General features: G+C 63.0%; 9 protein-coding genes and 1 tRNA gene. 1 reads left to right on the top strand and 9 read right to left on the bottom strand.

Features of this window, described 5'->3' with window-relative positions:
• Positions 1-43: 43 nt before the first annotated feature.
• The 6 genes from ACX80A_RS09175 to ACX80A_RS09150 form a co-directional block, all read right to left on the bottom strand.
• Positions 44-2,749 (bottom strand): LuxR C-terminal-related transcriptional regulator, encoded by a 2,706-nt coding sequence (locus ACX80A_RS09175; protein ID WP_459259397.1) that lies wholly within the window; start codon positions 2,747-2,749, stop codon positions 44-46.
• Complete coding sequence (locus ACX80A_RS09170; RefSeq protein ID WP_459259396.1) at positions 2,742-5,390, bottom strand: LuxR C-terminal-related transcriptional regulator; 2,649 nt, start codon at positions 5,388-5,390, stop codon at positions 2,742-2,744. The genes ACX80A_RS09175 and ACX80A_RS09170 overlap by 8 nt, the downstream gene beginning before the upstream one ends.
• Before the next feature lie 455 nt (positions 5,391-5,845).
• The gene (locus ACX80A_RS09165; RefSeq protein ID WP_459259395.1) at positions 5,846-8,524 is read right to left on the bottom strand and encodes a helix-turn-helix transcriptional regulator; all 2,679 of its coding nucleotides are present in this window, start codon (positions 8,522-8,524) and stop codon (positions 5,846-5,848) included.
• Positions 8,521-10,848 (bottom strand): LuxR C-terminal-related transcriptional regulator, encoded by a 2,328-nt coding sequence (locus ACX80A_RS09160; protein ID WP_459259394.1) that lies wholly within the window; start codon positions 10,846-10,848, stop codon positions 8,521-8,523. The genes ACX80A_RS09165 and ACX80A_RS09160 overlap by 4 nt, the downstream gene beginning before the upstream one ends.
• 360 nt (positions 10,849-11,208) lie before the next feature.
• Positions 11,209-11,796 (bottom strand): aminoacyl-tRNA hydrolase, encoded by a 588-nt coding sequence (gene pth / locus ACX80A_RS09155; RefSeq protein ID WP_459259393.1) that lies wholly within the window; start codon positions 11,794-11,796, stop codon positions 11,209-11,211.
• A gap of 19 nt (positions 11,797-11,815) precedes the next feature.
• On the bottom strand, positions 11,816-12,439 hold the full coding sequence (locus ACX80A_RS09150; RefSeq protein ID WP_459259392.1) for a 50S ribosomal protein L25/general stress protein Ctc: 624 nt from the start codon (positions 12,437-12,439) through the stop codon (positions 11,816-11,818).
• Positions 12,440-12,780: 341 nt separating this feature from the next.
• Here ACX80A_RS09150 and ACX80A_RS09145 point away from each other — a divergent pair, with 341 nt between their 5' ends.
• A complete protein-coding gene (locus ACX80A_RS09145; protein ID WP_459259391.1) occupies positions 12,781-14,094 on the top strand; it encodes a UDP-glucose dehydrogenase family protein in 1,314 nt (437 codons plus the stop codon).
• A gap of 31 nt (positions 14,095-14,125) precedes the next feature.
• Here the strand turns inward: ACX80A_RS09145 and ACX80A_RS09140 are convergent, their stop codons facing one another.
• The 3 genes from ACX80A_RS09140 to ACX80A_RS09130 all read right to left on the bottom strand — a co-directional run bounded on the left by ACX80A_RS09140 (position 14,126) and on the right by ACX80A_RS09130 (position 16,825).
• On the bottom strand, positions 14,126-15,106 hold the full coding sequence (locus ACX80A_RS09140; RefSeq protein WP_019483222.1) for a ribose-phosphate diphosphokinase: 981 nt from the start codon (positions 15,104-15,106) through the stop codon (positions 14,126-14,128).
• Positions 15,103-16,662: a bifunctional UDP-N-acetylglucosamine diphosphorylase/glucosamine-1-phosphate N-acetyltransferase GlmU gene (gene glmU / locus ACX80A_RS09135; protein ID WP_459259390.1), complete on the bottom strand. Its 1,560-nt coding sequence runs from the start codon at positions 16,660-16,662 to the stop codon at positions 15,103-15,105. Before glmU ends, ACX80A_RS09140 begins: the two co-directional genes overlap by 4 nt.
• 91 nt (positions 16,663-16,753) lie before the next feature.
• Positions 16,754-16,825: transfer RNA gene (locus ACX80A_RS09130), tRNA-Gln, on the bottom strand.
• Positions 16,826-17,602 lie beyond the last annotated feature (777 nt).

Below are 17,602 nucleotides of genomic sequence, written 5' to 3'. Positions count from 1 at the left end.
AGATGCTACGCGCATCCGATGGGCAGAGCCCAGGTAGGTGCTCTCAGGCCTGGAAAAGGTCCTGCAGGTCATCGCGGCGACTGATGCCCAGCTTGGCAAAAATCCGGTAAAGATGGCCCTCGACCGTTCGAACCGAGACGCCATGCAGTGCGGCGATGTCACGGTTCGAGTGGCCCTGGGAAGCTAGGCGGACGATGTCCTGTTCACGTTGGGTCAATTTGGTGGCTGACAGTTCTTCCGAAAACTGCTGGCCTTGCATACCCTCGAGTTTCTCAACCACGGCGTTCAGGGTGGACTGCAACGCATGCGAGCGTCGGGACTGTCCCTGCTGGACGAGTAAGTTGATAGCCATGCCCAAACATTCAGCAGCAATCAGGAGGTAACCGCCGCTCAGGGCTTGCTGCGCCGCCGCTTCAAGAGCAGCAGTATCTTTGGCCAGCATAGCGCCCGCCATGGCGTTCACAACGGCACCGTCATTTCCTTCGAACTCACTGGTGATTCGCTGAAGCGGAGCAAGGGAGTGTGAGTCGCCCAGGCGGACCGCCAGTTCGAAGGCGGATGCAGCGAGGGTGGTCATGCCAGCTGAAATTGCCTCGTCGCCAATCAGCGAGAGCTCGGAGATGCTGGCGGCGGCGCCTCTGAACTTCGCTTCGCTGGCCACCGCGTGGATCCGGCCCTGGAGCCGGGCCTGGAGCGAACCGCGGGGCGGCAGCGAAGCAAACTCGGCAGAATAGTGCCGGGCACCTGTGGTGTCGCCGGCCATGGCGCAGGCATAGGCAGCCATGCCCGTGGACATGGTCAGGAGCTGAGCAACGTCCGACTCACGAAATCCCTCAACAGCGAGCATGAGGCGTTTTCGGGCGGTCCGCATCCTGCCTTGGCGCAGGGCGACAATGCCCTCAAAAAATTCGAGCATTCCACCGAAATACACCATCCCGCCATCCGCGGCCTGCGAATAGGCCGCAAGTAACGTATCCACCTCGGTGAACTGACCGCCGCGAATCAGAGACATGCCGTGTCTGGTGATAACAAATCCCTCATGGCGCAAAAAGCGGTGACCATTCGCCGCAATGATCGCGAGTCCTTCGGAGGTTGCCGCGGCCCCCTCCCGAGACCGACCGGTCGATCCAAGTGCCTCACCGAGCAGTGCGAGGGCAGCCAACCGGGTTTCGTCAGTACCGTTTGGCTCTGCTCTGATCTCACGAAGCGGCGTTTCCGATTCGCGGTACCGGCCTTCGAGGTTTAACACGAAGCAGGACAGGAGTCGGCAGCCCATCCGGGAAATGGAAACCGACTCGGTGGAAAGGCCCTTCCGCTCCCGCTCGATCCGGTCGATGGTCTCGGCCCATCGATCGACGTCGTTCTGGATCTCTCGTGGGTTGGTTCCTGACCTCATCCGTAGGTCTATTGAAAGCAGGGTTGCTTCCTTCGCTATCCTGAGGCTGCCACAGTTCAGGAGGGCCTCGTCAACCAGCTCGCGGGCGTAGTCGAAGTCTCCGCGGGTCAGGCGGGCGTGGGCAATTTCGACCAGTGCCCGCGATTTTAGTTCCGGCGCCTTCACGACACGGGCGGCCCGGATGGCAAAGGCCGGGTCGAACAAGCGGTTGGCGACGATCGCTGCCTTGAGCAGCGTCGCGTCATCGAGCACGGCGCCGCAATCAAGACCCCAGGAAACCCACCGGAGAAAACCTTCGATGGACTCGGTCTGGTCTTCTGAGAGCTTCAGCAGGCGCCTGCGGATAGCCGTGCTTCGTCCGATCGGTACCTGCGCGCGGAGGACCTCGCCATAAAGTGAGTGCACCAAAGCCACCCGGCTGTCGGAACCCGGGGAGACGGCCAGGAACTGGGCATCAATCAGCGTGTCTACGGCGTGCGGCTCGCAGATATCCCGCAGGACGCTGAGTGCCACGGGTTCAGCGAGGGCCACGGTTTCGAGGGTCTCCAGCTCGGCTGTTGTCCGTCCACGAAGTTGACCCTGAATGAGGTCGGTGAGGCGTAGGTCGATCCCGGGCCGATTTCCGGACGGACACCACACTCCATTGCGTTGTACCAGGTATTTTGAACGAGCATCTGGGTGCAGCAACGCCAGCAGAAACATGGGATTACCTGCGGAGGTCTTGCTGAGGAGTGCACTCACGCTCGCGAGAATCTGATCTCCAAGTTCCCTTACACACAGCTCATGGATTTCCTGTCGGCTGAGCGGTTCGAGGTCGTACCGGTTCAATATCCCGTCGTGCCAGAGAGCCAGTAATTCCGATGGCGGCCCGGGCGTTGGGCGGGCGAGCACCAGTGCCCGGGCACGTCGGGTAGCGATGAGTTGCGCCAGTAGGACACTCGTACTGTCATCGAGGTCGTGGGCGTCGTCAACAATGAACAGGGGGGCTGGCGAGCCATCCTTTTGCTGACCTAGATGCCGCATCAGGGCGCGGTAGATGGCAACGGGCGATCCGGCGTCGGTAACTGAAAGGTCTGTCAGGTACGGGGCCAGCGCACCGAACGGGATTTTTCTCAGGGAAGGCTGCGCCGACACCTGCACCACAGTGATCCCGTCGGCCAATGCGTCGGCGAGGGCCCGCGACAGGGCAGTCTTTCCCAGACCCGGATCGCCCACTACTATGGCACCATGATGTTGCGGCTTGGATAATTTTTCGAGAATGTCGCTGATTAAGGATTGCCTGCCGACCAGGCCGACCGAGGCAGAGCCGACCGAGGCAGGGGCGAGCCCTTCGGTTACCTCGTGACTACTCAAGGATCATCTTCAACTGGCTGCGGTTGGATACACCCAGCTTCGCATAGACCTGATACATGTGTCCCTCGACAGTTCGGATGGAGAGGGTTAACAGTGAGGCAATATCCCGGTTACTGGATCCATCGGCAACGAGGGATGCGATGCTCCGCTCCCTTTCGGTAAGCTTGTCAAGGACACGCTGGCGCAGTTCCCCGCTCCCGCGCCCGATCACGCGGAGCACCCCGTCCGCCGCGACAGCGGCACGCCGTTCCCCATCGCCCGGGTTGTCGAGGGTCAGCCGCTGCACGAGACCGGCCGCGTCGGAAGCCAGCCGGCGGTTGCCGACGTCGGCGGCCAGGGTCGCGGCTTTGAGGATTTGGTCGGTGTCTCCTGACGCAACCCCTTTGCCATACAGCGCACAGATCTGAGCGTAGGCTCCCTGGCCATCCATTCCGCTGGTTGCGAGCCGCTCTGCAACCTCGGTCAGTCCGAGCTGGACCGCCTGGCAGAGGAAGAACAATTCGTGCCCAAGGTTCCCCTCGGCCCGGTCCTCGTCGGCGAGGCGGAGCATCTCCCGAGCCGCATCGAGCGGATCCCGGGTTGCCGTTGATGCCAGGACCGCGAAATATCTGGTCGTCCTGCTGGTGTGCCAATCATACCGACGGGAGGTCAGATCAACCCCAGCGAGATGGGACATGGATAGGTAGGCGTCCCCGCTGAGCGCATAGGCGTAGGCGGTGGCAGCTTCCGCCAGGGACAAAAATTCCTGGTGGTCGCGGATCCTGAGTTGGCTGAGGGCGGGAAGCAGTTTCCCGAGTGCCTCGGGACCCCGTCCGGCATAGGCATAGAGGCAGCCTTCGGCCAGTTCGAGGGAGGCGCCGTCGTAAATTCCGGCCAGCGGCAATTCAGCATGATCGTTCAGCATGGAGAGGCACCGCTCCCATTGGCCAGACATCAGCATCACCGAGAACAGCCTCACCTGGGCAGATTCGGAAAGTAACGGATCCGCGGCGGAGTCGGCGAGCCGCGACAACACCAGCCGGCTGAGCTGCATTGCGTCGTCCTGCCGACCCGTCATGCAGAGGGCTTCCGAGAGCCACCCACACAGCTGGTGACGCACGTCGGCATCCAGGTCGCTTTGCTTGAGCAGTTCATCGAGGGGCTCAATCATTGCCGGGTAGTCGCCGTTATATGCGCTCAGCTCGGCATCGAGCAATTCAATTTTGGCCAGCGGACCAGCGAGGTCTTTACGCCCCGCCTGTCCTTCCAGCGTCAGCCGCTCGCGGAGATCGTCGAGGAGGGCATCCACCTCGACGTGGCGAACAGGATCCCGGGTCAGCAGACGGCATTTGAGCACCATCATCCCCACCCACTCTCCCAGATCGGATCGGTCCCACTCCGATCCAACGAACCTGTCGAGGATTTCGAGTGCACGGGCGGTGTCCCCCTGAACGCCGTACGCCCGAGCCTCCTCGATAACCACCGAGACCCCCACCAAGTCGGGCGGGATGACCCCGAGGAATCGGAGAGCCCCTTCCGGGTTGAAGTACCGATTCGCGAGCTGCGCCGCTTCAATGGCCAGCCCCGGATCGATATCCATTGAACAGTCAAGGCACCAGGCGGCGTAGTTCATCCGGCTCAACGCCGGCATCGGCAGCTGCAGCGAAGCTGCTGCCAACTGGTGCAAGAGCTCCCTGCTCCGTCCAATCGGGACCTGCCGTCGAATCACATCGCCAATCAACCCAATGCCAACTCGAACTATGGGCGGCTGCAACTGTTCGATCTGGAAGATCCCCGTGTCCATCAGGGCATCCACCTCAGCTCCGTCGGCGAACTCGGTGAGGAGTTCCAGCGGCATGACCCCGACAATGGAGATAATCTCGGCAGTTTTGCGTTGATCGGGGGTGAGGCGGGCGAGCCGGGACAGGATCCGTTCGGTGATGGTGCGCCCGGGATCAGGTGCTCTGTGGGTGCCTGCCACCCAGATTCCCTCCTGGACGGTGATGTACCCGGAATCCACTTGTTCCCGGCCGATGGCCTGAAGAAACAGCGGATTACCGCCGCTGGCGTGCCACGTATCCAGAACGACAGACCGGGAGACCGGGGCTTCAAGTCCTGCGGTGAGCAGTTCGGCTGTATCGGCCAGGGATAACGGCGCCAGGTCGACCCGGCGGATGAGCCCGTCCTTCCACAGGTCGCTGAACTCCTCTGGCGCAGCCTGAAGGGTCTGACAGACGAGGAGCACCTTGACCGCATCACTTCTGACCAGGTGTGCAATGGCCATTGCCGAGGCGCTATCCAAGGCTTCGATGTTGTCGACGAGGATCAGAGTGCTTTTGCCCCCGGCCCGCGAGGTGAAGAGGTTCTGCAAACTTCTCAGAAGAATCAGCGGGTTATCGACCGCCTCGTCGTCGAGCTCGCTCAGGAAAAAGTTGAGTGCGCCGTAAGGCATGTCGGCGGTGAGGGCGCTGCCCCGAAGGTAGATCAGCTCATATTCGTCCTCGACGTCGCTGGCTGCCCGGCGTGCCAGTACTGTCTTGCCGATGCCTGCGGGGCCGGTGAGAACCGCACCCCTGCAGCCCGGTTGTGCCACAGCCTCCCGCAGCACTGTTAGTTCATCGTTCCGGCCAGTAAGTGGCCAGACTCCTTGCACCCCAAACATAGCGCCCCACTACATGGTGCAGGTCAGAACGGCGAGTCGTCCCAGCCCGACAGGTCTCGGGAAGCGGGGTGTCCTCCCGCTCCCAACTTTTTACGCCCGATGCAAAGGGAAACTAAGCATCATGCGTATTAGGGCATAACCATACGCTGGATCGCGGAAGAAGGCACGAAATATCCTAAAAACCCTCATCCGGGCCTGGTGACCAATCCAGTAAGGCTCGGTCAAGGTTCCCAGGGAGGGCCGACGGCGGGCTGGGGATCAGCCCGGTCTCAGGAGGCTGTCCGCCGCCGGCCCGACCGTGGTTCCTCCATCGCAGGAGGACGATGTCGCTCCAGCACGCCCGGCCTGGGTGACTCTGTAACTTTAAGTATTTGGCTCTCGGGGCACACGGGTAGTGGCTACTCGATTTCTCGCTGCCACTTACTTAACCCGCGCTACGGGTTTACGCGCTGCCGTCATTGTGAAACTCCAGCCGCTGACATCCTCCGGGGAAGTTCCTCACGGCTACTGATTCCTAGCTTGAGGTAGATCCGGTAGAGGTGACCTTCGACGGTTCTGCGGGACACGGTCAGCCTGGTGGCGATTTGGCCGGAAGCAGCACCTTGCGCGGCGAGCCTGGCGATTTCCAGCTCACGATCGGTCAGGATCACGCGCGCCATTGCCTCACCGCTGAGGGCTCCGGTGCGGATCACCCCCAGGGTGGGGCGCAGATCCCGGACCTGCTGCAGGACGGCTCGCTGCGCCCGCGCTTCTCCCTGGGCGCCAAAACTGGCAGCGGCCCGGGCCAGACATTCAGCCCCCAGCAGGTGCCGTCCGGCCTTCAGCGCGCGAGCACCCGCCGCCATGAGCAGGGCCGGATCGTGTGTAGCTGTGGCTTCCGCCATGACCTGCACAACATCCGGTGAGGCGGCGCCCATCCTTTCCGCCAGATCGTCGAACCGTTCAACCGTGAGGGGGTACTTCAGCAGAAAGAGAAGCTCAAGAATATCCGCTTCGGCATGGACCAGGCCGAAGGCCCGTGCTGTATCCGCCTGCGCCAGAACCGCAGCCCCGTGGTCCGGGCTCGACTCCGGCCAGGTCTGTGCAGCTGCAACATAGGCATCGGAGACCAGATTCTGCGGCAAAGAGCCCCGGTACTGTAGCCTGCTGTACTCTGCCGCGTAGGTGGCGGCCCGCTCCGGGTTTCCAACCAGCCGATGGGCGAACGCAGCGGCTCCCAAAGCCAGGGGCAAGAGGAACTCGGGGTCGCTCCGTCGCAATTCCTCAATGCCAGCGATCAAAAGACCGACCCCGCGCGTGATTTTTCCGCATCGAATGTCCATCACTCCTTCAAGGCTCGTCATTTCGCCGCCAAAGAAGCGAAGTTGGCGCGGCGCATGCAGCTCATGCCACTGCAGAAGCTCGGCAAACCCTGCCTCATCCCGGGTCTGCACCAGCAGGACCCCCCGCCGAACGGTTACCGCGCGGTAGTGCCCAGCGAGGATCCCACCCGGTGCAGTCTCCCCCACCGCTCGCTGGGTTAACTCATTCGCGTCGGCAGTGTGCCCAATTGCGCCGAGCGCCTCCCCGAGGACCAGCTGGGCAACCATGGTCTCCGGCGACTCTGGGTGACCCGCTCGGAGGACCCGCCTGAGGCCCTCTATGGCCGCACCGTAGTCGCCGGCCAGACTCAGCGCCGCACAGTTCAGGATCGCCGCACCCTGCGAGCCGTGTTTGGCGTGGTCCTGCGACAGCCCTCGGGCATTCGTATCCCACCGGTCCGCGATTTCCATCAAACCGTCGGGCCCCCGGCCACGCTGCAACGATATTCTCGCCTCGGTCACCGCTGCCGACGACAGGGTCTGAAGGTCGCCTGCCGCGTCCATCACTCCCCACATCTCGGCGGCCGCAGCTTCGATGTCCGCCAGACCAAGGAGGCTGCGCGCTGCTTCCACCTGTGCCGCCGTCGTGAATTTTCGGGACGTCACCGCGGCAGCGAGCTGCCGTGCCAGCTGGGGTGAATAGCCGTCGTTGGCTCGCTGCGCGGCCTCCACCAAATCGGGGTCAGCGATGGGGTAGCCGAGGCTCAGTTCCCACGCCACGCGGTTGCTGACCCCTGCATCACGGAGTAGTTCGCATCCCACTGGTGATCGCCGAAGCAACGTCAGGATTTCGGCACGCCTCCCGGGTGGCACAAGGTCCTTGACCGCTTCGCCATATACCTCCGGTTCGATGGTCAGGCAGCTTCTATCGCTACCGTGGTGTCGCGAGTAGGAAAGGATCTGGGCCTGCAGTGCCTCTTCCAGGCCGCCTGCATCCACGAGAAGCCGTGCGGCCCCCATCGGCAGGCAGCCCAACATCGCAACAATTTCAACAGCGCTGCGCCCAGCTGGGCTACAGCTCAGAAGGATCGGCTTCACCTGGCTTACGAGTACGTCACCAGCGGAGTCTGGGGCGCCGGCCATCAACCACACGCCGTTCTGCTCGACCAGCGCTCCCGAGCCGCGGAGGTGCGCGATCAGCGCCCGGGCAGGGTGCGGGTTGCCCCGCGACCAGTCGGAGACAAAGTTGACGCAGCCGGAACTGGGGATGCCACCGAGGTCCTGCCGGCACAACTCGCCGGTCTGGTCACGGGTCAGGGGGGTGAGTTCGAACCGCGCGAGCAGCCCGTCCCCACATAGAGCATTCAACTCGTCGGGCTTGTTTCCCGAATCCACCGACAGGACCAGGAGCCGGATTTCACCGGCAAGGACCAGTTGCCCGAAGAGTTGGCTGCTGTCCTGATCTAGATGATGGGCATCCCGCAAGACAACGAGTACTGGAAGTGACACATCGGCGGCCATCGAGCCTAGGGCTGATCTCACGGTGCGGAGCACCGACAGCGGGGAGTCGAGGTTCGAGGGAAAGTCTTCCCTGAAGACCGGTCCCAGCGCTCCGTAGGGAACTTCCTCAAGCGATGCATCGGCGTGGATGGTGACGGGCACCACCCGACCCTGCAATTGACGGAGAACGCCGTCCACCACAGCGGACTTTCCGACGCCGCGTGCGCCGCACACCAGAACCCCGCCGATCGCCGGGTCAAGGACGCCGGCCGCGATTGCGTGGATGTCGGCTGTGCGGCCAACAAGCCCGACAACCCCGTTGTGGATGCTCATCGGGTGACCGTCGCCCCCAGGGCCGTCTTGGCCAACAATTCCGCCTTCGTCCGGACATGAAGTTTCGCGTACACCCGGTGCAGGTGGCCCTCGACGGTGCGGACGCTGACCCCCAAAGCCTGCGCCACCTCCCGATTGGTACTGCCGTCAACTATTGCCTGCATTACTTCGGTCTCCCGAGTCGTCAGGGATGCCAGTTGCCGGCGTGCGCCGACCACTGTGCCGGGTGGACCGATAATCCTGCGGACTCGTTCAGCAACATACGCCTGAGTGGCCGGCTCCTCCCCCTGGGTAGCAAGCTGAACTGCTGACGCCGCCGCATCGCGGGCGAATAGCAGGTCACCCAGGCCCAGCGCCGCGTCCATTGCCTGCAACACCAGTTCGGCGTCTTCGGAATCGATGCCTTTCGCATACAGCTGGCAGAGCGACGCATAGCGGCCCTGACAGGTTGCGCTCAGCACCAGGACGCTCGGCGCAACCCCATGATCTCCCAGCCTCATCGCACTGCACAGTGCAATCAATTGCCAGGTACTGTTACCCAGTGCCTCGTCCTCACGGCCCAGGCCCCGGAATTCGAGCGCCGCCCGGTCATCCGACACCGTCCCCCGCAACGCAAGGGCAACAAAATGCCTGGTTAGACGTTGCACGGTCCACGACGCTACGGGCGAGACGACTGCGGCTAGTGATAAGTAGTGTTCGGCCCGCTCTGGGTCGTCAGCGGAGCTGATCCATGCCAGGGCCGCGGCGGCCAGCGGTGCGGCGCCCGCAGGATCGTGGATCTGAAGCTGGCGCAAGGCTGGAAGCAATGAGCCCTCCGCTTCCATGTGGCGCCCCCCTGCCGCGTAAATCAACCCCTCGGCAAGCTCCTCATAGGTTCCAGCGCCCCCGCCAAGGTGCAACGCTGAAACGTCCAGCATGGCGAACAGATTCCCTGCAGCCGCTTCAAGTGCTGCCAGGCTCACGGCAACCCGGGACGACGGCGGGGTCCCGACGTCGAACCGGGGTTGCAAAGCCAGTGCGGCCTCCTTCGCATCGTCCACCCGTCCGGTGAACGCCAGTGCCTCGCACACCAGCACTGCTGCTCGGCGGCGTTGCTCCGGGTCGAGAGCATCAGGATCGAACTGGGGCGCCTGCAAGTCGCCGATGACCTGGCTATACCGGCCGTTGGAGCCCGCGTCGATCGCATGTTTGAGGAAACCCTCCGCGGCGAGCCTTTGTGGATCAGGACCGGATGACGCGGACTCCCTGATTGCTGTCCCGGACGTCAACCCGTCCGACCCCCACAGCTGGACCTGGCTGGCGCAACCGCGGAGCAGATCGCTGAGCAATGAGCTTGTCACCGAAATGGTCGCCCACCGATCCCTGGCAATGGACAGGATCCCCAGTTCCAACAGCTCATCAAGAACCCCAAGGCTACCCGTCGGGATGCTCCCCAGGGGGCTGGGGCCGGTTTCCGCAAGACGGTTGAGCAGGGTGCGCTGCGGTGGCAGGAGCGCCGCGATTCGTTCAGTCATGAGACGGGCTGAGCGTGACCCCAATTCCACCTCCGTGGTGGTGAGAATCCCCACGCCGCCCACGCACCGCAGAGCACCCGAGACCAAGTAATCATCGAATATCGCGCTAAGGAGCCGGATGTTCCCTCCGCTGTGGCGGTGGAGCGCGAGCGACGACGCACGCGAGGCAGGTTGTCCCAATGCCGTCCCGAGGTAGTCCGCGACGTCCCGCTGGCCTAAGGGAAGCAGCTCAACCTGAGTTAACGCTTCCTCCCGGTGCAGCCTCTTGAAGTACTCGGGTGCACCCGAGATTTCACTGCACGCTGCAGCCAGTCTGATGGTCCGCGACTGCACCATCTGGCCCAATACTGTCGTGGAGTTTTCGTCCAGGAGGTGAACGTCATCGACTATCACGATCACCGGTAGGCCGTGCGCCTGATCTTCCAGCACTCGGGCCAAGCCGTTGATCACGCGGGCGGGGTGACTCATGGCCTCCTGTGACAGGTCGGCTAAATGACCCTTGAGCGCACTGTAGGGCTGGTGGGAGCCGATTGTTGAGCCGCGAAGGTGGATCAGGTGAGCGGCGGTCCGCAGCCGATCAACGACTGACCGCAGCATGGTCGTTTTTCCACTTCCTGCTTCACCGGTGAGGATGACACCCTGCGGGCCTGACCCGGCGGTCAGCAGATCCCCCACCGAGTCGGCGAGTCGATCACGGACCGTCAGCACGGGGGAGACGGGTCTTCTGAGCCCTGCCGTCTCTCCTGGCACCCTGACGGATGGCATGGCAGGGGCGGGGTGGCAGGCGTGCGTACTGACGTCGGAGTTCATTAGGAGACCTATTTCTTCGCATTCCCAGCGTGGTGAAGTACTGCACACGCTAGGCCCGGGCCGGCGGCCGCACATGAGTAGCGGCTACTTGAATTTCCCCGGCTCAACACGCGGCGACTACTCGAATCCGCAAGTGTGGGTACTCGCGGTACTGGCTCGCGGGACCGACGTCGGGGGCGAGGGTGGCACGGGGCGAGGGTGCCCCGGGGGATCGGCGCAAAAAAGGGACCGACGTTGGGATGGGGGTGGCCCAGTCTCAGAGGCCGCCCAACGTCGGCCCCCGCATTTGGGGCCATATTGGCCTGATCCGCTCCGGGCCTTGAGGTGCCCTGACCGGAATTCGTGAATCTAATCTATACGCTATTTGCCCGCAGAGTGGAATTTCTGCTGAGCGCTGACAAGTCCCTCGATAATAAGAGATTCGACAGCATCGGCTGCGTCTTCGAGGAGGAAGGCGAGCTCCTTCTTTTCGACGGTGCCGAAGTCCCGGAGGACGTGTTCTGCAGCGTCCTGTCGCCCGGGTGGACGTCCCACACCCACCCTGACCCGCAGGTAGTCCTTGGTGCCGAGCGCTTTACTCATGTCCCGGAGACCGTTATGGCCTCCCTCACCACCACCACATTTAAGCTTGACAGTGTTGAAATCGATATCTATTTCGTCGTGGACGGCAATGACGCGTTCGGCGGGAATGTCGTAGAAACGGCTCAGCGCACTGACCGGGCCGCCCGAGAGGTTCATGAACGTGAGGGGTTTGGCCAGGACGAGCCGGGGCCCGCCCAGACCGAGCCGGCCTTCGAGGACGGCGGCGTGGGCCTTGTGGCTTTTGAATTTCCCGCCCAGCCTGGCGCCAAGCAGGTCGAGGACCATCTGGCCGACATTGTGCCGGTTATGGCTGTAGTCGGGCCCGGGATTCCCGAGCCCGACTACCAACCAGGTATCAGTCGCCACCAGTGCGCCGGATAGGTGGCTACTCGCCTTCTTCTGACTTCTCGCCGGAGGCTGCTACAACATCGCCTTCTGCAACGGTTTCTTCGTCATCCTCGCCCAGGTCCTGGACGGTCGGCTCGCTGATGTTGACGATCAGGGTGTCGTCTTCGATCAGCAGGGTGACGCCCTTGGGCAGCTCGATGTCGGAGGCGTGGATGTGCTCGCCGACGGTGCGTCCCTCAACGTTGACGGTCAGGGAATCAGGCAGGTGGGTAGCTTCTGCTTCAACCTGAACCGAGTTGTGTTCGAGGTTCATGACGGCGCCGGGTGCCAGTTCGCCTTCGACGTGGATGAAGACGTCAACGACAACCTTCTCGCCGCTACGAACTGTCAGGAGGTCAAGGTGCTCGACAATGCGCTTCAGCGGGTTGCGGACCACGTACTTGGCGAGGGCCAGGTGCTTCTCACCGTCGACGTCGAGGGTCAGCAGCGCGTTGGAAGTCCTCAGGGCCAGCGTGGTGGCCTTGGACGGGAGCAGTACGTGGATGGGGTCGGCGCCGTGGCCGTAAATGACGGCGGGAATTTTGTTCTCACGGCGCGCGCGGCGTGCCGCACCCTTACCGAATTCGGTGCGAACTTCTGCTGGGAGTGTGAGGTCAGACATGGATTCTCCTGTAGTGACGGTGAATGGATCGTTGCTTGGGTCACGATCGGCATCTGTCTAGGAACAGGTCATCGTCGACACATTATGTATCGGACTTCAGTCACTAGCCACCGTCGATCACGGAACAATTCCCGGGTCTTACCGGAATGCTCCCTCGCCTAGGCATCGCAGTCAATGTTACAGCACGTTCAGCAGAGGCATCGACACTCCCTGGGAATGGCAGGTGAGGAACTGGCCAAGAATCCCTCATCATCCTCTAATGTGTGAGGCATACCGTTGAAAGCTGATAGAGCCCGTCGGATTCTTCATGGGATCCCAGGCCGACCCTACAAAGGATCTACATGCGAATTTCAGTTATCGGTTGCGGCTACCTTGGCGCCGTCCACGCGGCGTGCATGGCGAAATTGGGACACGACGTCGTCGCCATCGATGTTGATCAGCGGAAAATTGCCGAGTTGCAGGCCGGACGGTCGCACTTCTTCGAACCCGGCCTCCCTGAACTCCTGGATGAGGTGCTGCAGACGGGTCGGCTCAAATTCAGCTCTGACATCGTTGACGCTCGTGGAGCGCAGGTCCACTTCCTCTGTGTGGGGACCCCGCAGCGCAAGGGCGAGTACGCGGCTGACCTGCGGTACGTCGACGCCGCGTTTGCGTCTCTAGTGGATTCGCTGGAGGCGGGGAATCTGATCGTCGGCAAGTCGACCGTTCCGGTGGGCACCGCTGCGCGGCTCGCCGATGACCTGGCTGAGCGGTTCCCCGAGGCAAGTCTCGCGTGGAACCCCGAGTTCCTCAGGGAGGGCTTCGCCGTCAAGGACACGCTGAGCCCTGACCGGCTGGTGTACGGGGTGCCAGCTGGCGAGGTCGGTGAGCTGGCAACCGCAATGCTCGATGACGTGTATGCGGGGCCGATCGGATTGGGCACCCGGCGGCTGGTCGCCGACTATGCCACCGCCGAGCTGGTTAAATCGGCGGCAAACTCGTTCCTCGCCACGAAAATTTCCTTCATCAACGCGATGGCGGAGGTGTGCGACGCCGCAGGCGCCGACGTCACGTTGCTGGCCGACGCTATCGGGATGGATGATCGGATCGGCCGAAAGTTCCTCAACGCGGGTATTGGCTTCGGCGGCGGTTGTCTGCCCAAGGACATTCGTGCCTTCATGGCCCGGGCCGGCGAACTGGGGGCCGACCAGGCGCTGACGTTCCTTCGCGAGGTGGACGATATCAACCTCCGACGCCGGATTCGGGTGGTTGAGCTGACCCGCCAACTCGTCGGCGGGTCCCTCCTCGGAAAGCGGATAACCGTGTTGGGGGTGGCGTTCAAACCAAATAGCGACGACGTCAGAGACTCCCCGGCGCTGAGCATCGCCGCGCAGCTTCAGCTTCAGGGCGCCGACGTGACGGTGACCGATCCCGAGGCGCTAGGCAATGCGCGGGGTCGATTCCCCGAATTGACCTATGAACCCGACTTCGACGCCGCCGTCGCCAATGCCAACGCAGTGCTGGTCCTCACCGAATGGGACCAGTACCGTTCCCTCGACCCGGCGGAGCTGGCTCCGCGGGTTGCGAGCAAGAACATCCTTGACGGCCGCAACGTGCTGGATCCCGCCCAGTGGCGCGCAGCGGGGTGGAACTATCAGGGCATCGGGCGGCCGTGACGGCCTGCCCGACGCCTTCGATCAGTCGCCCCTAGGCGTTGCCGTCGAACAGGCTGGTGACCGATCCGTCGTCGAAAACTTCACGGATTGCCCGCGCAATCAACGGTGCGATGGAGAGCACGGTGAGCTGCGGGAACCGTTTTTCGGACGGGATGGGCAGGGTGTTGGTGACCACTACCTCCCGGGCACCGGATTCGGAGAGTCGGCGGGCTGCCGGATCGGAGAACACCGCGTGCGTGGCAGCGATGATTACGTCCTTGGCGCCCGCATTCTTCAGCACCTGAACCGCCCCTGAAATGGTTCCGCCGGTGTCGATCATGTCATCGATCAGCACGCAGGTCCGTCCCTCGACCTGACCGACCACCTGCTTGGAAACCGCCTGGTTGGGAACTGTAAGGTCACGGCTCTTGTGAACGAAAGCGAGCGGTGATCCGCCAAGCCGCTCGGCCCACTGCTCGGCTACCCTGACCCTGCCGGTATCCGGGGACACCACGGTGACGTTGTCGGCGTCGACCCGGGTACGAATGTAGTCGGCCAGCAGCGGGATAGCCATCAGATGGTCTACAGGCCCATCGAAGAAACCCTGGATCTGCGAAGTGTGCAGGTCAACGGACATGAGCCGGTTGGCGCCGGCCGTCTTGTACAGGTCGGCGACCAGGCGCGCGGAAATCGGTTCGCGGCCCCGGCCCTTTTTGTCCTGTCGGGCATAGGGATAGAACGGGGAGACCACAGTGATCCGCTTGGCCGACGCCCGTTTCAGGGAATCGATCATGATGAGCTGTTCCATCAGCCAGTTATTCAGCGGCGCCGGATGTGCCTGGATGACGAACACGTCGGTGCCGCGCACGCTCTCGCCGGATCGGACGTAAATCTCGCCGTTCGCAAAATCATAGGCCGAGATCGGCAATAGTTCAGTGCCGAGCGCCGCGGCGATTTCCTCCGCCAGCTCGGGGTGTGCCCGCCCTGAAGCCAGGACCAATTTCTTTTCGCCGCGTGCGGTGATCTCGCTCATGAACGGTCGCTTTCGTCAGTGCTGGTGATGCTGCTGGAGGATTCTCCGGTGGCAAGTTTTTCAGCAGCCAATTCCTGGGCTGCGGCTGCCGCCTGGGCCGCGGAACTGCCGGGGCGTTTGGCCTGCACCCAACCCTCGGCTGTGCGTTGTGGTGCGACGTTGACGGCCAGTGCTCCCGGCGGAACATCGTCACGCACAATGGCGCCCGCACCGGTGTAGGCACCATCGCCGACAGTCACAGGGGCGACGAAGACGGTATTGGAACCGGTGCGGACGTTGCTGCCGATGATGGTCCGGTGTTTGTTGACGCCGTCGTAATTGGCGGTGATGTTGCCGCAGCCGATATTCGTGTCCTCGCCGATCTCGGTGTCCCCCGCATACCCGAGGTGCGACAGCTTTGACCTGCGACCGATGGTGACGTTTTTCGTCTCGTAGAACGCGCCGATCTTGCCACCTTCGCCCAGCACCGTACCCGGGCGCAGGTATGTGAAGGGGCCTACGGTGGCGCGGGCAGCGATCCGTGCGCCAGCGCCGTGGGTTCGGAGCACCCTGGCTCCCTCCCCCACCACCACATCGGTGAGGGTGGTGTCAGGCCCGATGACGGCGTCGCGCGCTATCTCGCAGGCGCCGTGAAGCTGTGTGCCGGGCAGGAGCGTGACATCCTCCGCCAGCTCAACCAAGGTATCGATCCAGGTGCTGCCGGGATCCACGATTGAGACTCCGGCGCGCATCCAGCGGGCCAGGGTGCGGCGGTTGAGTTCAGCACCGAGGGCTGCAAGCTGCACCCGATCGTTGGCTCCCTCAACCTGCCAGGGGTCAGCGGAGACGACGGCGGCCACCCGACCACCCTCGTCTGAGGCGATGCCGAGGACGTCGGTCAGATACATTTCGCCCTGGGAGTTGCCTGCGGTGACTGAGGTGAGTGCGCTGCGCAGGGATGCCGCGTCGAAGGCGTAGATACCCGAGTTGATTTCGTTGATGGACCGCTGGGCGTCCGAGGCATCCTTGTGTTCGACGATGCCGGTGACGGTGCCGTCGTCGGCCCGCAGTATCCGGCCGTAGCCAGTCGCGTCCTCAAGGATGGCGGTCAGAACGGTCACCGCGTTGTCTTGGGTGGTGTGTGCCTCGACGAGATCGGCCAGTGTGTCAGCGGTCAGCAGCGGCACGTCGCCGTAGGTAACCACGATCGTACCGTCGAGGGGGGCCTGCGCTGCCTGGTCTAACGCTTCGAGCGCCACCTGGACTGCACGTCCGGTGCCTGGCACGTCGTCCTGGTCCACGATGATCGCCTGATGGTCGAGGCTGGCGATGTGGCTGGCGACGAGATCGCGTTCGTGCCGGACCACTACTGCCATTGCCTCGGGAACCACCCCGCGGGCTGCGGCCATGGCATGGCCCACCATTGATCTGCCGCCGAGGGTGTGAAGGATCTTCGGGGTCCGGGATTTCATCCGGGTTCCGGCTCCTGCCGCGAGCACGATGACGGCTGCCGGACGTAGGACCCCTACCTCTGAGTCTGACGTGTGGTGGTTCGTGTTTGAGGTCTGCGGACCCATCGAGGAGACACTCCTGCCTGTAGTTTCGCTGTCAACCGGAAAAGTACAGGCTCACACCGGCAATACTACCTGCGGCACTAGTGCCCGACAGTTCCGCCCATAGGATTCGAACCTATACTCCACAGCTCCAAAGGCTGGGGTGCTGCCATTACACCAGGGCGGACTGCGCTTCAGGAACTGACATATTTCCGTCACGAAGCGCGGTTATCCAGTTTGCCATGAGTCGGGGCAAACCTGCGACTTGAAAGCCCCTCCGGGTAGATTCACCGATTGGGGCGAAGGTTGCCTTCCGGCCTGTCCTTCTTGCGCTTCCCTCCTCCCACCGCCCAACCGTGAGCTATGGCGGGTTGGCGGGCTGTTAGGTAGCCGGATCTGACCGTTCGGCGGGTGGCTTTGAGTGCCACCTCTTTCGGTCTTGATCGGGTCCTAAAAAATTGTTGAAATTGTTTTGGTGGGGGTCTCCTTCCGGGCCTAATAATGTCGGTGGCGGGTGATGGTATGGGGGTATGAAAAGCAGTAGGGCTTCTTCTACCGGGTCGGGATTCTTTCCCGATTCTGGCGCGGATCCCGCCTCCACGAACGGGCCCGCGGACACTGCTACGGACGGGTCCGGGGCGTCCGCGGGCACGGCCACGGGGGCTGCTACGGACGGTTCCGGCGGGTATGGTCCGGGTGGTCCGTTAGCTGTTGACGCGGTGTGGACGACCCCGGTAGACGATCCGGTTGGTGCTCCGTCGGAGAGCCCGGCTAGTCCTGATCCTGTTCCTGATTCCGGGGTTGCTGGTTTTGGTGCGTGGGTGGGCTCTGGTGGTGGGTTGACGGGGTTGATGGGTCGGGTGGCTTTGACGGCGGTGGCTGGCCTGGATGTTGAGCAGACGCTGGGGGTTTTGAGGGGTCTTGGAGGGTTGCGGTCCTGGGTCGATGCGCAGGAAGCCAAAGC

The organism is Arthrobacter sp. TMN-50 (assembly GCF_054511125.1).
The sequence above is the reverse complement of the archived record's forward strand: the minus strand, read 5'-3'. Positions and strand labels throughout refer to the sequence as shown.

Bases quoted from the DNA above. Each gene is read 5' to 3' on its own strand.
- ACX80A_RS09170 (WP_459259396.1), bottom strand. From the start codon at position 5,390: ATGTTTGGGGTGCAAGGAGTCTGGCCACTTACTGGCCGGAACGATGAA.
- ACX80A_RS09165 (WP_459259395.1), bottom strand. From the start codon at position 8,524: ATGAGCATCCACAACGGGGTTGTCGGGCTTGTTGGCCGCACAGCCGAC.
- ACX80A_RS09160 (WP_459259394.1), bottom strand. From the start codon at position 10,848: ATGAACTCCGACGTCAGTACGCACGCCTGCCACCCCGCCCCTGCCATG.
- ACX80A_RS09150 (WP_459259392.1), bottom strand. From the start codon at position 12,439: ATGTCTGACCTCACACTCCCAGCAGAAGTTCGCACCGAATTCGGTAAG.
- ACX80A_RS09145 (WP_459259391.1), top strand. From the start codon at position 12,781: ATGCGAATTTCAGTTATCGGTTGCGGCTACCTTGGCGCCGTCCACGCG.
- ACX80A_RS09140 (WP_019483222.1), bottom strand. From the start codon at position 15,106: ATGAGCGAGATCACCGCACGCGGCGAAAAGAAATTGGTCCTGGCTTCA.
- glmU (WP_459259390.1), bottom strand. From the start codon at position 16,662: ATGGGTCCGCAGACCTCAAACACGAACCACCACACGTCAGACTCAGAG.